General features: G+C 60.4%; 14 protein-coding genes. 2 read left to right on the plus strand and 12 right to left on the minus strand.

The features are described 5' to 3' along the window. Nucleotides 1–92: 92 nt before the first annotated feature. Nucleotides 93–461 (plus strand): response regulator, encoded by a 369-nt coding sequence (locus tag AVHM3334_RS20530; RefSeq protein ID WP_284415360.1) that lies wholly within the window; start codon nucleotides 93–95, stop codon nucleotides 459–461. A 179-nt stretch (nucleotides 462–640) separates the two neighbouring features. After that, complete coding sequence (gene xth, locus AVHM3334_RS20535; RefSeq protein ID WP_284415361.1) at nucleotides 641–1,417, plus strand: exodeoxyribonuclease III; 777 nt, start codon at nucleotides 641–643, stop codon at nucleotides 1,415–1,417. A 26-nt stretch (nucleotides 1,418–1,443) separates the two neighbouring features. On the opposite strand, the gene AVHM3334_RS20540 is transcribed toward xth, so the two are convergent. The 12 genes from AVHM3334_RS20540 to AVHM3334_RS20595 form a co-directional block, all read right to left on the minus strand. Next, nucleotides 1,444–2,610 (minus strand): hypothetical protein, encoded by a 1,167-nt coding sequence (locus AVHM3334_RS20540; protein ID WP_284415362.1) that lies wholly within the window; start codon nucleotides 2,608–2,610, stop codon nucleotides 1,444–1,446. A 624-nt stretch (nucleotides 2,611–3,234) separates the two neighbouring features. Then, complete coding sequence (locus AVHM3334_RS20545; protein ID WP_284415363.1) at nucleotides 3,235–4,194, minus strand: ferritin-like domain-containing protein; 960 nt, start codon at nucleotides 4,192–4,194, stop codon at nucleotides 3,235–3,237. Between the two features lie 195 nt (nucleotides 4,195–4,389). Continuing rightward, on the minus strand, nucleotides 4,390–5,994 hold the full coding sequence (gene ntrC / locus AVHM3334_RS20550) for a nitrogen regulation protein NR(I) (RefSeq protein ID WP_284415364.1): 1,605 nt from the start codon (nucleotides 5,992–5,994) through the stop codon (nucleotides 4,390–4,392). A 42-nt stretch (nucleotides 5,995–6,036) separates the two neighbouring features. After that, the gene (gene glnL / locus AVHM3334_RS20555) at nucleotides 6,037–7,119 is read right to left on the minus strand and encodes a nitrogen regulation protein NR(II) (RefSeq protein ID WP_502869956.1); all 1,083 of its coding nucleotides are present in this window, start codon (nucleotides 7,117–7,119) and stop codon (nucleotides 6,037–6,039) included. After that, entirely contained in the window at nucleotides 7,116–7,631 is a 516-nt protein-coding gene (locus tag AVHM3334_RS20560) for a hypothetical protein (protein WP_284415365.1), read from the minus strand. The genes glnL and AVHM3334_RS20560 overlap by 4 nt, the downstream gene beginning before the upstream one ends. A 196-nt stretch (nucleotides 7,632–7,827) precedes the next feature. Next, nucleotides 7,828–9,243, minus strand: a complete 1,416-nt coding sequence (glnA, locus tag AVHM3334_RS20565) for a type I glutamate--ammonia ligase (RefSeq protein ID WP_284415366.1) — start codon at nucleotides 9,241–9,243, stop codon at nucleotides 7,828–7,830. A 169-nt stretch (nucleotides 9,244–9,412) separates the two neighbouring features. Next, nucleotides 9,413–10,234, minus strand: a complete 822-nt coding sequence (locus AVHM3334_RS20570) for a competence/damage-inducible protein A (RefSeq protein ID WP_284415367.1) — start codon at nucleotides 10,232–10,234, stop codon at nucleotides 9,413–9,415. After that, the gene (locus AVHM3334_RS20575; protein ID WP_284415368.1) at nucleotides 10,231–11,166 is read right to left on the minus strand and encodes an EI24 domain-containing protein; all 936 of its coding nucleotides are present in this window, start codon (nucleotides 11,164–11,166) and stop codon (nucleotides 10,231–10,233) included. The genes AVHM3334_RS20570 and AVHM3334_RS20575 overlap by 4 nt, the downstream gene beginning before the upstream one ends. Nucleotides 11,167–11,208: 42 nt before the next feature. Beyond that, entirely contained in the window at nucleotides 11,209–12,252 is a 1,044-nt protein-coding gene (locus tag AVHM3334_RS20580) for a sterol desaturase family protein (protein WP_284415369.1), read from the minus strand. Nucleotides 12,253–12,284: 32 nt separating this feature from the next. Further along, complete coding sequence (locus AVHM3334_RS20585) at nucleotides 12,285–13,094, minus strand: polysaccharide deacetylase family protein (RefSeq protein ID WP_284415370.1); 810 nt, start codon at nucleotides 13,092–13,094, stop codon at nucleotides 12,285–12,287. A gap of 11 nt (nucleotides 13,095–13,105) precedes the next feature. After that, entirely contained in the window at nucleotides 13,106–14,059 is a 954-nt protein-coding gene (locus AVHM3334_RS20590; RefSeq protein ID WP_284415374.1) for a YncE family protein, read from the minus strand. Nucleotides 14,060–14,207: 148 nt separating this feature from the next. Further along, entirely contained in the window at nucleotides 14,208–14,948 is a 741-nt protein-coding gene (locus AVHM3334_RS20595; protein WP_284415371.1) for a 16S rRNA pseudouridine(516) synthase, read from the minus strand. Between the last annotated feature and the right edge of the window lie 156 nt (nucleotides 14,949–15,104).

Here is a 15,104-nt window from a genome sequence, read left to right on the forward strand (position 1 = left end):
CAATGGGGGCGAAAGGCTGAGCCCATGTCTTTTGACATAGCCGGTTTCAGAGCTTGAAGGTATAAAACCTGGTTGATAGAAAGACGAGCTGAATGACGCAAAGGGCGGCGGAAATACTGGTGGTGGATGACCACCCCGAAACAGCGGAACTGGCAGCCATGGCACTGCAACTGGACGGCTTTACCGCCGCCATCGCCAACAACGGGGTGGATGCGCTGGACTACATCGAAAAACACCAGCCGGCGTGCGTCCTGCTGGACTTCGACATGCCCGGCATGGACGGCCTGGAACTGGCGAAGCGCATCCGGGAAGCGCACAAGGACGACATCGTCCTGATCGCCCTGACCGGGTGGACCGAAACCAATGACCGCGTCACCGAACTGCTGGCGGCGGTCGATCACCACTTCCTGAAGCCCGTGGACTGGCGCCGTCTGACCGGCATCCTGGCACCGCTGCGCTGAGCGCCGCCCGCGGGCCGCACCGACTCGCCCTGCACCCGCCCTTCAGCGATCAACGCAGGCGCATCGATACAGCATTGGCCGACCCGAGAGAGAATCGCAGCCATTCACTTCCGCCCGGGCGCACGCCCAGGCGCCGAGGTTTTCGATGATGGATGAAGCTTTCCGCTGATGGGCCGACTATGAAAATTGCCACCTGGAATATCAACTCCCTTTCCGTTCGACTGCCCCAGGTGATGGCCTGGCTGGCCGACAACCCCGTTGACGCCCTGTGCCTGCAGGAGCTGAAACTGGTGGATGAAAAATTCCCCCACGAAGCCCTGAACGGCATCGGTTACCACGCGGTCACCTTCGGCCAGAAGACCTACAACGGCGTCGCCATCCTGAGCCGCAATCCACTGCGCGACGTGGTGCGCAACATCCCCGGCCATGAAGATGCGCAGGCCCGCGTGATCGCGGCCACCATGGACACGCCGGACGGCCCCCTGCGGCTGGTGAACGGGTATTTCGTGAACGGCCAGGCGCCCGGGTCGGAAAAATTTGCCTACAAGATGCTGTGGCTCGAAGCGCTGCATCGCTGGCTGTGCGAGGAGCTGCAGGCACATCCCCGGCTGGCCCTGCTGGGCGATTTCAACGTGGCACCTGAAGACCGGGACTCTTTCGATCCCGTGGGCCTGAAAGACACCATCCACCACACGGTGGAGGAGCGTGGCCATTTCCAGCAGTTGCTGCAACTGGGCCTGACCGATGCCTACCGCATGTTCGATCAGGCCGAGAAAAGCTATTCATGGTGGGATTACCGGATGCTGGGCTTTCAGAAAAACCGGGGCCTGCGCATCGATCACATCCTCGTGAGCGAACCGCTGCGCGAGCGCGTGACGGCTTGCACCATCGACCGCGCGCCGCGCAAGAACCAGCAGCCCAGCGATCACGCACCGGTCGTGGCCACGCTGGCCTGACGCACCGACAGAGGCCGCAGCGCCTTTCAGTGGAGGGGCCGGGTCCCATGGCCCAGCTCCAGGTCGTGAGACTGTGGCTCGTGCGCGGCCGGACCCAGCCGGCTCTGTGCCCAGGTCATCACGTTCGGGGCCTGCTGCCATGCCTGCCGGATCTTCTGCGCGGTGTAGGCCCCGCCCTGGGCGACATAAGGCACGCCGATTTCGATCAGGCCCGACATGACGCCGAACAGCATGACCGACGACGCGCGCTTTTGGGCCAGCATGTGCGCGTCGGCCCGGTCGGGCGCGAGAGAGGCAGGAGAGCCGGTGAGGTCGATGTTGGCGTTGGCCGCGAAAAGCTCCGAAACGAACAGGCCCACGGTGGCCACGACGGCGACCGGAACGGGCGAGGTCACCAGCGACTTGGCCCCTTGCAACGCGGCAGGCCCGATTGCCTTGAACGAATCGCCCCACGATGCCCGGGTTTTGTCGATGACTTCGGGCAGGTCTTCCCGCAGCAGCATGCGAGCGTCGTAAGGCACGGTCTGCGACAGCTTCATCACGTTCTTGGCCCCTGCCGCCACCATGCCCAGGCCGCCATCGATGAAGGAGGCATCGATGCGGTCCGCCCAGAGGCGGTCCACGCTGTGGTCGCCGCGTCCCTCGACGGCGGCCTGTATGAAGGGCTCCGCGATTCTCGGCAGGTTCTTGGCAACGTTCACGCCTGCCGAAATCCCTGCGTTCTTGAGCAACTCGGCAGCCGGCTCGGCGCGCAGCGAAGGGGGAAGCTGCAGGTTGCCACCGTAGTCGTTGTAGATTTTCGGCTTGACGATGGCCCCGCCCACCACGCTGGCGAACACATCCACCGCACCCACCCCGACCCCCAGGGCGAGCCCCAGCAGAGACGGATTTTTCAGCAATGCCAGCGGCAGCATGGCCACCAGCTTCTCGTTGGCAGCCGTCATGCCGGCAAAGTAGCCACCACCATCGGCGAGGCCCATTCCGGCGAAACTCAAGATGGCGTCGTGCCGCCACGCCTGGCTGAGGAAGGTCTGCAGCTTCTCCGGCGTGTCGATGCCCTTTTGCAAAAGCACGGCGGTGTTGCGCGCAAGGCGCGCCGCCACATCGGGCGCCTGGGCAGCGGACAAGCCCATCAGCGATGCGATCTTGCCCTTGAGGGCGTCTTCCATGTCCGGCTCGGCAACGCTTTCCATGCTCAGTCGCCGCGATGACAAGCCATCCACCGCACGGGTGCTGTCCGCATCGAAGGACGAGGCCAGCGAGAGCGCAGAAAGACTTCCGACGGAGCCGGCCGTCAGCTGGGCAGAGACCTCCTGCAGCTTCGCGCGGGGAGAAGCCGCCGCAGATGCATCGCTCGCTCCGGATGATCGACGCGACAGCAGTTGGAGCGGGGTGACCGCACCCCCATGGCGATGCGACCGTGATCCTCGCTGCTGCGGGGCCTCGCTCGGCATCTGTTCGCCTTTTTGAGCGCTGGTCGAAACCCGGTTGATCCCCGCGTGAAAACCTCGGCCCGAAACGGTATTGCTATTGAGCACGTTGGCTCCTCCCCTTTTTTGTGAATGACGGACGCACCGATTCGCTTCAGGAATGGATGAGCCAACCACTCTAGGGAGTCACCCCTTGCTCCTTGACGCCCAAGCGAAGCAATGCCGTGGCGGGCGAAACCCGAGGACCGAAGCGCACGCAAAAAAGCCCCGGAATTCCGGGGCTTCGTGGGTGGCGATCACTGCGGCGGATGCGCCTGTCGCATCTCGCCGCCTGCCACCTGTGCGGCCGCTGCCCGAAGGCAGTGGCCGCGCCACCACGAGCGTGGCTTAGGAAGCAGCATGGAAGCGATTGCGCAGGGCACGCACTTCGTCGTGGTTGCGCTGTGCGCCTTCGGCCTGGCGTTCCACCATGGCACGCACGTTAGCGGGCAGAGAGGCCTTGAGTGCCTTGCGATAGCGGGCCACGGCAGCATCTTCGCCACGTTCGCATTCCTCCAGCACGGCCTTGTCATCGCGGGAAGACATGGCAGCCTTCACCGACACCCAGCCACGGTGCAGGGCACCGGACATGGAACCACCGCTGGAAGGCTCACCGCCATGGTTGCGGATCTCACGCTCCAGTTCGGTCGCCGCTGCAGCGCATTCGCTGGCATGGCGCAGGAAGATGCCCTTCAACTCCGGCGACTCGGCATGCTCGGCCGAAGCCTTGAAGCCGTATTCGCCATCGCGGCACGATTCGAGCAGGTCGTCCAGCACATCGACCACATCGTCGTTATCGACCAGTGCCGAGTTGTTGTAGCTTTGGTCCTGAACACCGCCGAAATTGGTGTTGCGGCCTGCACGTTCCCAAGCCGCGCGGGCGGCTGGGCGGGCTTCTTCCCACTCCATGGCGCTGGTGGAGCGTGCGGTGCCCCAGTCACGGGCCAGATTGGGTTCGACGGCGTCGAAATCGCCTTGGTAGCGGCCGACGGAGCTCCAGCCCAGTTCGTAAGCAGGACGGTATTCGTCGTAGGCGCGGCCCTTCACATAGTAGGGTTCGCGATCATAGCTTTCGCGCCAGTAGGCGTCTTCCACCGTGGGGTTGACGGATTCGGCAGCAGCCTTGCCAGCCAGGCCACCGACGACCGCTCCGGCCACACCGCCGACTGCTGCGCCGACCGGGCCGCCGAAGGCACCAGCGGCCGCTCCAGCCATCGCGCCGCCAGCAGCGCCGACGCCAGTACCCACGGGATGGGCGCCTGGCTCATTGGTCAGAGGATCACGGTTTGCATCGTTGAAATCGGACATGAAGAAACTCCGGTTGGTTGAACAGTGGCTTCATTCTTCGGGCCATCCGTCGCGCCGGGGGTCGGCGTGTGCAGCGCACGACTGTAGGACTCACGCCTGCAGAGCTCCACCGCCGAACGCTTACCAGCTGTTACTTTATTGCTATATTTTTAATAGCAATGTACCGTTTTCGATACTGCGGTGCAGCTTTTTTCTTCATGCATCCTCAGGCGCGTCCAGGCCCAGTTCCTGAATCTTGCGCGTGATGGTGTTCCGGCCGATGCCCAGGCGTTGGGCCGCTTCCATCCGCCGCCCATGCGTGGCGGCCAATGCGGCCCGGATGAGGCGAGACTCGAACCGGCGCGAGAGAGCATCCCACACATCCGTCTGCCCGCCCGACAGCAGCTTGTGCGCCTCGGCTTCCAGCGCCTGTTCCCAGCCTGGGGGTTCTGCAAAAACCGCTGTGGAAGCCCCGGCTGTAGCGCCCACAGCAGCATGAACCGGTGCCGCAAAAACGCGGTCGTCGCGTGGTGCCGGTGCTGCAGCGATCGCTCCCTGCGCGGTCGCTGCAGCCGATCCGGTCGTCGGCAATTCGCTGCGCGACTCCTGTGCGATGGCCGGCTCCGTCGCAACGGCTGCCACAGGGGCTTCGAGCACTTCCGGTGGCAGATCCTGCAGCGAGATCACCTGCGCGGGGGCCATCACCGTCAGCCAATGGCAGATGTTCTCCAGCTGCCGCACATTGCCGGGAAAGGCGAACTGGCCCAGCCGGGCAAGTGCCACGTCAGAGATTCGCTTGGGCTCGACGCCGAGCTGGCGCGCACTCTGCTGCAGGAAATGGCGCGTCAGCATGGGAACGTCTTCATGCCGCTCGCGCAGAGCGGGCAGGCGCAAGCGGATCACGTTGAGGCGGTGGAACAAATCTTCGCGGAACGCGCCATCCTTCACCCGGCGCTCCAGATCCTGGTGGGTGGCGGCGATCACGCGCACATGGGCCTTGACGCCCGCATGGCCGCCCACGCGGTAGAACTGGCCATCGGACAGCACGCGCAAAAGCCGTGTCTGCAGGTCGAACGGCATGTCGCCGATTTCGTCCAGGAAGAGCGTGCCGCCTTCGGCCTGCTCGAAGCGGCCGCGCCGCTGGGTCTGTGCGCCGGTGAAGGCACCGCGCTCATGGCCGAACAGCTCGCTCTCCAGCAGGTCTTTGGGAATGGCCGCGGTATTGATGGCCACGAACGGGCCCCCAGCCACGGGCGAATGCTTGTGCAGCGCGCGCGCCACCAGTTCCTTGCCCGACCCGGACTCGCCCGTGATGAGCACGGTGACCTGGCTCTGACTGAGCCGCCCGATCGCCCGGAAAACATCCTGCATGGCAGGGGCCTGGCCGAGCATTTCGGGGGCGGCGGTCTGCCGCTCTTCCGTGACTTCCTCACGCTGGCTTTCCTCGACCGCGCGGCGGATCAACTCCACGGCCTTGGGCAGGTCGAACGGCTTGGGCAGGTATTCGAAAGCGCCCCGCTGGAATGCCGAAACGGCACTGTCCAGATCGGAATACGCCGTCATGATGATGACGGGCAGGCCGGGCTGCTGTTCCCGCACTTTCTCCAGCAACTGAAGGCCTGAACCGCCGGGCATGCGGATGTCGCTGACCAGGACCTGAGGCCCCTGGCGCTCCGGATCGCCTGGCGTGATGTCGGCCAGCGCATCCAGCACTTCGCGCGGGTGGGTGAAGCTGCGCGTCGGCAGGCTCTCGCGGGCGAGCGCCTTCTCTAGGACGAAGCGGATCGAGGGGTCGTCATCTACTAACCAGATCGGCTTCATGTGTTGGTTATACCTTGTTCCCATGGATTGTTTATCGGGACCTCAGGGCAAGGGAATGAGGATTCGGAAATCGGTACGACCCGGCACGCTGTCGCATTCGATCAACCCGTGGTGCCGCTGTACAAAGGTTTGCGCCAGCGTCAGCCCCAGCCCCGATCCCCCGTCCCGCCCCGTCACCAAGGGATAAAAAATCCGCTCCTTGATGGCTTCGGGGACGCCCGGTCCGTTGTCGATGACATGCAATTCCAGTGCCAGCCGATAGCGCTGCCGGCCGAACGTGACCTGGCGGACCACGCGCGTACTCAAGGTGATGAGTGCGTCGCCCTCGGCGATGCGATCGGTCAGCACCTGGGCAGCGTTCTGAACGATGTTCAACAGGGCCTGGATGAGCTGCGCGCGATCGCCGCGAAACTCCGGAATCGAGATGTCGTAGTCGCGCTGCACGCGCAGGCCTTGGGGGTACTCGACCAGGACGAGCGACCGCACGCGCTCGCACACTTCATGGATGTTCACATCGCCCACGAGATGCGGATGCCGGTGCGGTGCGAGGAGCCGATCCACCAGGCTCTGCAGCCGGTCGGCTTCGTGGATGATGACCTGCGTGTATTCGGTGAGCTCGGGGTTGTCAAGCTCCATTTCCAGCAGCTGCGCCGCGCCACGAATGCCGCCCAGCGGGTTTTTGATCTCATGGGCTAGGTTGCGGATCAGTTCCTTGTTGGCCAGCGCCTGCTCACGCAGACGCTCTTCGCGATCCTGCCGCGCCTGGGCTTCCTGAGGCCAAAGCTCGACCAATATTTCACCGCTGTGCTCGGCGACTGCAAGGTGCACATGCACGGGCATCGCATCTTGCTGCTGGGCACGGCGCAGCGCAGCCTCGAACCGCAACGCCGCAAAATCCTGCCCCCGCGCGCCTGCCAAGGCGGTCTGCAGCAATGCGGGATCCGCAAAGTAGCTGCTGAAGTCCGACCCCTCCAGGGTGCGGCGCGACAGCCCGAGCATGTTCTCGAGCGAGGCATTGGCAAAGAGCACGGCCCCATCGGGCTGCAGCACGGCCACCAGCGTGGAAACGAGGTCCAGCGCCTGATAGCGCGCGGTGTCTGATTTGGAAGAAGAAGCCACGCTCAACGATTGGCAGCCGGCAGACGGGACAGTTCGCGCTTGATGCCTGCCACATCGCTGTCGGCACGGGCGAGGCTGGCTTTCAATTCTGCGGTGCGTTCGATCCAGAGCTGGGGATTGCGCAGTTCGAGCGCCGTCCGCTGGGGCTCGCCGTTGTTGTATTCCTTGGCGATTTCCGCCTGCCGTGCCTCGGCCTTGCGGAGTTCGGCTTCGAGGATGGCGCGGGCGTCCGAATCGCGTGCACGCTGATCGTTGGTGTCCACGCGGGGAGCGTTCGCAGGCGATGCGCTGGCGCTGGGCGCAGTGCTGCCACCGCCCCCCGAGGCCGCCGGAGCGCCCCCCGCCCGTGCGCCTTGCACTACCGTCACATTGCCGCCTTCGACCAGTTTGCAGCCACGCTCCTTGGCTTGGGACGCATTGTTGGTGTATTCATTGCCGCAGCGGTAGATGCGGTCCTGCGCCCACGCGGCAGGCGCCACGGCGGCGAAGGTCATCAGCGCGATGAGTGTTTTCTTCATTCGGGTTCCTCGCAAGGCATGCCGGCGGCATGCGGGGGATGCCAGGGGAGTATCTCCCAATCGCCGAGCCGCGCCAATCGGCGCCCCCGCTCACCGGCGGTTATTTCCCCGTGCGTTGCACCACCGCTCCACGCCATGGAAAAAGGCGGCCGGAGCCGCCTTTTATGCATGAAACCGTCGGCCTTCAGCCAATGGTTTACAGCGAGTAGTACATGTCGTATTCCACCGGGTGGGGAGCCATGCGGAAACGCGTGACTTCGCCCATCTTGAGTTCGATGTAGGCATCCAGCATGGCGTCGGTGAATACACCCCCCTTGGTGAGGAAGCTGCGGTCCTTGTCCAGGTAATCCAGTGCCTGGTCCAGGCTGTGGCACACGGTGGGCACCAGCTTGTCTTCTTCCGGCGGCAGATGGTACAGATCCTTCGTGGCCGCTTCGCCGGGATGGATCTTGTTTTCCACGCCATCGAGGCCTGCCATCATCAAGGCCGAGAAGCACAGATACGGATTGGCCGATGGATCGGGGAAACGTGCCTCGATGCGGCGGCCCTTGGGGTTCGCCACGTAAGGGATGCGGATCGATGCCGAACGGTTGCGTGCCGAGTAGGCCAGCTTCACGGGGGCTTCGAAACCGGGCACCAGGCGCTTGTAGCTGTTGGTGCCAGGGTTGGTGATGGCGTTCAGGGCCCGTGCGTGCTTGATGATGCCGCCGATGTAGTACAGCGCGAAGTCGCTCAGACCGGCATAGCCATCGCCAGCGAACAGGTTCTTGCCATCCTTCCAGATGGATTGATGCACGTGCATGCCTGAGCCGTTGTCGCCAGCGTAGGGCTTGGGCATGAAGGTGGCGGTCTTGCCGTAGGCATTGGCTACGTTCCAGACCACGTACTTGAGCACTTGCGTCCAGTCCGCGCGCTCGACGAGCGTGCTGAACTTGGTGCCGATTTCATTCTGGCCAGCGCCCGCCACTTCGTGGTGAAACACTTCGACGGGGATGCCCAGCGATTCGAGAATCAGGGACATTTCGGCGCGCATGTCCTGCGTGCTGTCGACGGGAGGCACCGGGAAGTAGCCACCCTTGACCGTGGGACGGTGGCCGCGGTTGCCGCCTTCGAGCTTGGCTCCCGAGTTCCAGGGGGCTTCGTACTCTTCGATCTCGAACATGACCTTGCCTGGCTCGTTGGACCAGCGCACGCCGTCGAAAATGAAGAATTCTGGCTCAGGGCCGAAGAAAGCCGTGTCGCCCAGGCCGGAAGCCTTCAGGTAGGCCTCAGCGCGCTTGGCGATGGAGCGGGGATCGCGGTCGTAGGCCTTGCCATCGCCCGGCTCGATCACGTCGCACTGCAGGAACAGCGTGGTTTCCTCGAAGAACGGGTCGATGTTGGCGGTGTTGGGGTCGGGCATGAGCTGCATGTCCGAGGCTTCGATGCCCTTCCAGCCTGCCACCGAAGAGCCGTCGAAGGCGTGACCCGACGAGAACTTGTCCTCATCGAAATGGGACACAGGCACAGTCACATGCTGCTCCTTGCCGCGGGTATCGGTGAAGCGAAAGTCAACAAACTTGACTTCGTTCTCCTTCACCATCTTCATCACGTCTGCAACGGTCTTTGCCATCAGGATCTCCAGGATTTAAGCGCTTGTTGAAAAAAACACCACGAAGGAAAAGCAGGTTACATGCCAGCTCGGTGCCGTAATGCACTAAGGCGGAGCATTCATCCCCTCGAAACTATTAGCCACCAATTTTTGCACCATCAAGATGCAATCCAGTCAATGAAGCGGGAACTCAAAGCTTTCGCACCATTTCGGGGCCGCAATTTGCACCAAACTCATGCAGCGCGGCTTGCAGAGCCTCCCATGCAGCTGGCACCAAGGCAGCCGGACCTTTCACCCCCAGTTCGATGTGACGCCCGTGCACCGGATGGTCCACGCTGGGCAAGCTGAAGACCCGCACGGATGCATTCAGGCTCTCGATGCGCTCCATCAAAGGCGTGAGGGCTGCTTCCATCGCACCATACACCACGACGGAATGCTCGATCTGGGGCTCGCGGTTGAACCACTGCGCATATTGCTCGTCCAGAACCCACTCGACCATCGGCCAAGCCATGACGGGGAAACCCGGCACGAAGTGCACTGCACCGCCCGAAGCACCATCGCATGAAAAACCAGGAATCTTGTTATAGGGATTCGGAATGATGCGAGCCCCCTCGGGAAAGACGCCCATGTTCAAGCGGTGCACATTGTCTGGACGATCGGGTTCATAAGCGGTCCCCTGCTCCAATGCCACATCCTGCATGCGCTCTCGAATCAATGACTCGGCCTGCGGATGCAAGACAAGCGCCACCTGCAATGCACGGGCTGCACACTGGCGCGTGTGGTCATCCGGCGTTGCCCCGATACCGCCGCACGAAAACACAATGTCGCCCGAAGCAAACGCCTGTTCCAGCGTGGCCGTGATTCGGTCCGGATCATCTCCCACATAGTTGGCATATGCCAGTTGCAAGCCCCGCGCGCCAAGTAACTCGATCACCTTGGGCAGATGTTTGTCCGATCGCTTGCCCGACAGTATTTCGTCGCCAATGATGATGAGTCCAAAGGAGGGAGTCATGGTGCTGAATGCGACCCGGAGGGACCGCGCGGTAAATCATCCGGAGCGCCGCCCGCTGCGAGCGACTCTGAAGCGGTGATGGTTGAAAAGACAGGCACAGGAGACTTATCGCCGCTTGCACCCCTTGGATGATCTGCATGCTCTTCACGCAATCGCTGTAGTGCATCCAGCGCGTAATGCGTGAACCACAACGACGAAAAAGCGAATACCACGGTGTAGATCCAGACGGCCAGCGGGATCAATACAAAAAATGCCGCAGCAAACAGAATCCCTGACGCCCAGACTATGCCGGGCGCAGCGCCGAGATAACCGCACAAAATCCCGATGCCTAAAAGGCTTATGCGGTGGCGCTTGAAAATCTGCTCACGCTCCTGCCGGCTGGCATGCTCTGCCAACGCATCGAACGCCATGACCCGATACGTCAGCCAACCCCATATCAACGGAGGAAGCACCAACACCAGTGGCGGAATCAGCCAAAGCGGAACAGAAACCAGCAACGCAGCCATGGCAGCCAACGTGGCCCCCAGAGACCAAGCAAGGCTCGTCAACATGGACGCGCCCCGCTTGCACTCCAGCAAAGGAAACCGGCGTTTGGCCACGATGGTCACCACCGCAGGAGTGATCATCACGGCGATCACCAGCACTGAGACGACCATGATCACCGGCGTGGTAAGCACAACGACGAGCAAGGGGGCGAGGGCAGTTGGCGCCTGCTCGATGCCCCATGACTGAAGCCATCCCCACACTACGCCCAAAATGTCGGAGGACTCCAAGGCCGTACGCACGGCCTGCACGGCAGCTGGCCAAAAAAAATGGCTTCCCGCCCAGGCCAGCATCAACATCAGGACAAGAGGCAACAGAGACAGCTTAATGACGCGCGGATGCACGCAATAAACCACTGCGCGCCAAAAGGAGTCGATCAGCAACCTCATGGGCCGAGCATAGCGTGCCGATTCTGGCCGATCGCCAGCGGCTCAAGCCCGCCCAAGCAAACGCAGTACGCCGCGCCACTGCTGGGACCAGAAGCCCTGCCCGTAGTCGCGGATCTTGCCATCAGGCCCCGCTTCCACCTGGTCGCGTACTCCGGTCGGGTCAAATCGCAATTCAAAATTGGCAGTCCGAAAAATAATGTCCCACACTGGAAGCAGCACTCCGAAATTGCAGCCGCCCAACACCGTCGCAGGTTTTAGCACGGCCTCAGTGGTCACGTAGCCATGAGAGTGAGCAGCCGCGCACGGAATGACTTTGCGGACAACCACCGTTTCGTGGCCGATGCCGATCGCGTGGTGCAGACGATGGAATCGGGGGCTCACCCACAGGCGTTCGACCCAACGTCCAAACCACAATCGCAAATTTGCATGGTGAAAGTTTTCGCTCAATTGCGTCAACGCGACAATGGCCACGAATTGGCCAGGTGCAACGCCGACCAGTTGAGCCACTGTGACCACAATGGCATCCCGCAGCAGGTCGTCCAACAGGTGGTTTCGGTTATCGCTCCACATCGTCATCTGACGTTGCGAATGGTGAAGCGAATGCAGCCGCCACCACCAGCCGAACTGGTGCTGACCACGGTGAATCCAATAGTCCACAAAATCAAAGAGAACGAGATAGATCAGCAGGCTCACCCAAGGTAGATCGGTGACCCCGGGCCAAAAAGCATCCAGATGGAAAGTACTTATCCCGTCCATGCGCAGGGCTCCGAAAAAGGCATCCCACAAAGGGTCTACGCTGAAAAATAAGGCCAAGCGGAAAAGGCCGAGGCGATGGATCAGCGTGTAGACAATGTCGGTTCGGACGGCGCTTTGATCGGTCAGGGGCTCCACAGGGCGCCACCGCTGAAGTGGCGCGATGAGCACCAGCATGATGATCAGCTGCAATAGCCCGACCAGCAGCCATCCTGTGGCTACGTAACCGTCTTCCAGCAGCCCAGCCATTCCAGTCGCGAACATGATGGGCTGAATCAGCGATTCAAACAGCCATTGCTGCGCGCTATCAAACCCGCTCGTCAACCAATCCATCACTCAACTCCCTGTCTGCGAGGCGGCCAGGCCTAGCGCTTACCTGCCAACCAGCCGCGATAATCCGGGTGATCAGCCAAAGTTCTGAAGCAAAAGCCTCGCTGCTTCAGTCCGTCAATTAAGGGCTCCAGAACAGCAGGTGCCCAGGGATCCTTGCGCGACCAGATGCCCAAATGGGCTAACAAGATGTCGCCGCTTCGAATATTGTCCAACGCTTTTTTCAGCAAGGCAGCGTTGCTGAATTGCGCACTGGGTAATTCGTCGCCCAGAAATCCTGCAGGAGACCAGCCCACGTGCGCATAGCCACACGACTTTGCGGCGGTCAAAAGCGTTGGAGAGATCTTTCCTCCTGGCGCCCGGAACAGAGGAAGAGGTGCTTTTCCCGTGATCTCGTGCAATCGAGTGGAGGCTCGGCCAATCTCTTCGCAGTATTGTGCGGCGCTGATGGCCAGATCTTTGCCAGCCTGAGGGCCTGCAGAAGATCGCACCTTGAACATGGGTGTACCCTTTGTGCCGGCATCAGCCCGCCAGTACGTGTGGTCCATGGTGTGAGATGCAAAAGCGTGGCCTTCCACTGCGCGTGCATGCCACCATGGCGCCCAGTAGCTGCTCAAACTACTGTCACCCAACTTGGTTTTTTCATCCGCAGCGAAAAAGGTAACGAGGATGCCTTTTCTTTTGAGCACATCGGCGACGAATGGCGCAATTTCCATGTGACCCGTGTCGAAGGTGAGATACAGAGGCTTATCGCAATGAGATGTTTCTGCCGCTGCCGCTTTACCAACCACAAATATTGCTATTAAAGATATAGCAAAGAAACCCTTGGCTTCTGACAAGCGCATGAAATTCCAGATCAGTGGGGGGCGTGCTGCAAGGTCCACACGCCGTGAGGAGATTTGCCGACGTTGATTTTCTGCACTACTTTGCGCTCCACAGTGTCGATGACAAGCATCTTGCGTGCCCAACGAGCACTGACATAAATCCATCGACCATCCGTAGAGACATCCATGCAGTCGGGCCCTCCCGGCGCGGGATAGGTGTCTACCACTTGGTGCTTGACCATATCTATTTTGCTGATCGTGTTTGCTACACGGTTGCTGACATAGACATGGCGCTTGTCGCCTGCGCCTCGAAAGGCATGAGCGCCATTTCCCGTTTTGATCCGTTGGACGCTTTTGGGCGTGCTTTCAGAAACATCGAAAACTTCCACACTATCGCTGCCAGTCAAGCCAATAAAAAGAAACTTATCGTCCGGGCTGCCATAGATATCTGCAGGCATGGCCCCCGTCTTGATGCGCCATTTGATTTTCTGCGTGGCGATGTCGATAGCCACCAACTCATCACTGTCCTGCATCGTTGAGTACACCGTCCGGCTTTGGCTATCTACCCAAAGATGACTTGGTGTTTTAGAGGTCGCCACCCGTTGCACCAAGGTGAGATCTTTGCCATCCCATCGATAAAAATCGACATGATTGAGTCGATTGGCTGCAGTGATCAGCCATTTCATATCAGGGGTAAATTTCAGGTGATAGGGGTCAACGATTCCTCGAACCGTTCGCTGCACTTGCGCAGTTTTAGGATCGACAAATGTCAGTGTGTCAGCCAGTGCATTGGCTACGACCAAGGACTTTTCGTCAGGTGTGAGGTACATGTGGTGGGGCTCTTTCCCTGTCGGGATACGAGCGCTCTCAGTCCACGTCGCAGGATCAATGACGCTGATATCAGCATCAAGAGAATTCAACACAAATACAGGGGGGGCCGCGGCAACACTGCTAACGGCAGCCAAAACAGTCCAACCGAAAAACACAACACGGAGACAACCACCAAATGAGAACTTCACAAGAGCACCTTCACAACAGAACGGCAGTCTAGCGCCTCGCGCCACACGATGGCTGCTTGCTGGAGTAACAGCCGCATAAGCAAGAAAGCGCCTTATAACGTCGATACCCCATGGGTCACTCAGCAAGTGCGGCAATGTCTTTGTCGTCCAGCCACTTCCACTGCCCAGGAAGCAAATCCGATGGCAACGACAAATTCCCTATTTTCGACCTATGCAGAGACTCAACCCTATTGCCGACCGCAGCCAACATCCGTTTCACCTGATGGTACTTGCCTTCTGTCAACGTTAGGCTGATAGAGTGTTCAGAATTTTGAATACAACCTGCAGCTTTCACTGCAACTGGATCGTCATCCAGCACTACACCCTCAAGCAACCCAGATACCTGGATCTCATCGATTGGATGTTTCGTCGTCACCTCATACACCTTCGGTACGTGCTTCCTAGGCGAGCTCATACGATGGATAAACTGACCATCATCACTCAGCAACAACATACCGGTAGTGTCCTGATCCAGGCGCCCTACCGCTTGGACGCCTTGGATGGCACCTTTACAAGGTCTCTGCCTCAAGGGCGGCGGTAGCAGTGTATAGATGCTGGGATATGTCGATGGTTTTTGCGAACATTCAGTTCCTTGTGGCTTATGCAGCAGCAGATATGCCTTCGCGTGATAAATCCATTTCTGACCTTGCACTTGAAAACTTAGAGCTTCAAGTTCTAATTCAATAGATGAGTCGTTACAAACTTGAAAGCAACCAACAGATTCATTAAACAGTTCAACCATTCCTCGTTGAACCAGCCCTGCACATACTCGTCGCGTTCCAAACCCTTGTGAATAGAGAATATCTTGCAGTTGCATATTTAATACAGCGATCAACCATCCAATTGCGCAAAGCAAAACGCCCCGCCATCGAAAGATGGAGGGGCGTTTTCGGCTGTAAGAGCCTGACGATGACCTACTTTCACACGGGAATCCGCACTATCATCGGCGCAAAGTCGTTTCACTGTCCTGTTC

Origin of the sequence: Acidovorax sp. SUPP3334 (assembly GCF_030159055.1) — a bacterium.
In the GTDB taxonomy this organism is placed as follows: domain Bacteria; phylum Pseudomonadota; class Gammaproteobacteria; order Burkholderiales; family Burkholderiaceae_C; genus Paracidovorax.

Bases quoted from the DNA above. Each gene is read 5' to 3' on its own strand.
- AVHM3334_RS20530 (WP_284415360.1), top strand. From the start codon at position 93: ATGACGCAAAGGGCGGCGGAAATACTGGTGGTGGATGACCACCCCGAA.
- xth (WP_284415361.1), top strand. From the start codon at position 641: ATGAAAATTGCCACCTGGAATATCAACTCCCTTTCCGTTCGACTGCCC.
- AVHM3334_RS20540 (WP_284415362.1), bottom strand. From the start codon at position 2,610: ATGGAAAGCGTTGCCGAGCCGGACATGGAAGACGCCCTCAAGGGCAAG.
- AVHM3334_RS20545 (WP_284415363.1), bottom strand. From the start codon at position 4,194: ATGTCCGATTTCAACGATGCAAACCGTGATCCTCTGACCAATGAGCCA.
- ntrC (WP_284415364.1), bottom strand. From the start codon at position 5,994: ATGAAGCCGATCTGGTTAGTAGATGACGACCCCTCGATCCGCTTCGTC.
- AVHM3334_RS20560 (WP_284415365.1), bottom strand. From the start codon at position 7,631: ATGAAGAAAACACTCATCGCGCTGATGACCTTCGCCGCCGTGGCGCCT.
- glnA (WP_284415366.1), bottom strand. From the start codon at position 9,243: ATGGCAAAGACCGTTGCAGACGTGATGAAGATGGTGAAGGAGAACGAA.
- AVHM3334_RS20570 (WP_284415367.1), bottom strand. From the start codon at position 10,234: ATGACTCCCTCCTTTGGACTCATCATCATTGGCGACGAAATACTGTCG.
- AVHM3334_RS20575 (WP_284415368.1), bottom strand. From the start codon at position 11,166: ATGAGGTTGCTGATCGACTCCTTTTGGCGCGCAGTGGTTTATTGCGTG.
- AVHM3334_RS20580 (WP_284415369.1), bottom strand. From the start codon at position 12,252: ATGGATTGGTTGACGAGCGGGTTTGATAGCGCGCAGCAATGGCTGTTT.
- AVHM3334_RS20585 (WP_284415370.1), bottom strand. From the start codon at position 13,094: ATGCGCTTGTCAGAAGCCAAGGGTTTCTTTGCTATATCTTTAATAGCA.
- AVHM3334_RS20595 (WP_284415371.1), bottom strand. From the start codon at position 14,948: ATGCAACTGCAAGATATTCTCTATTCACAAGGGTTTGGAACGCGACGA.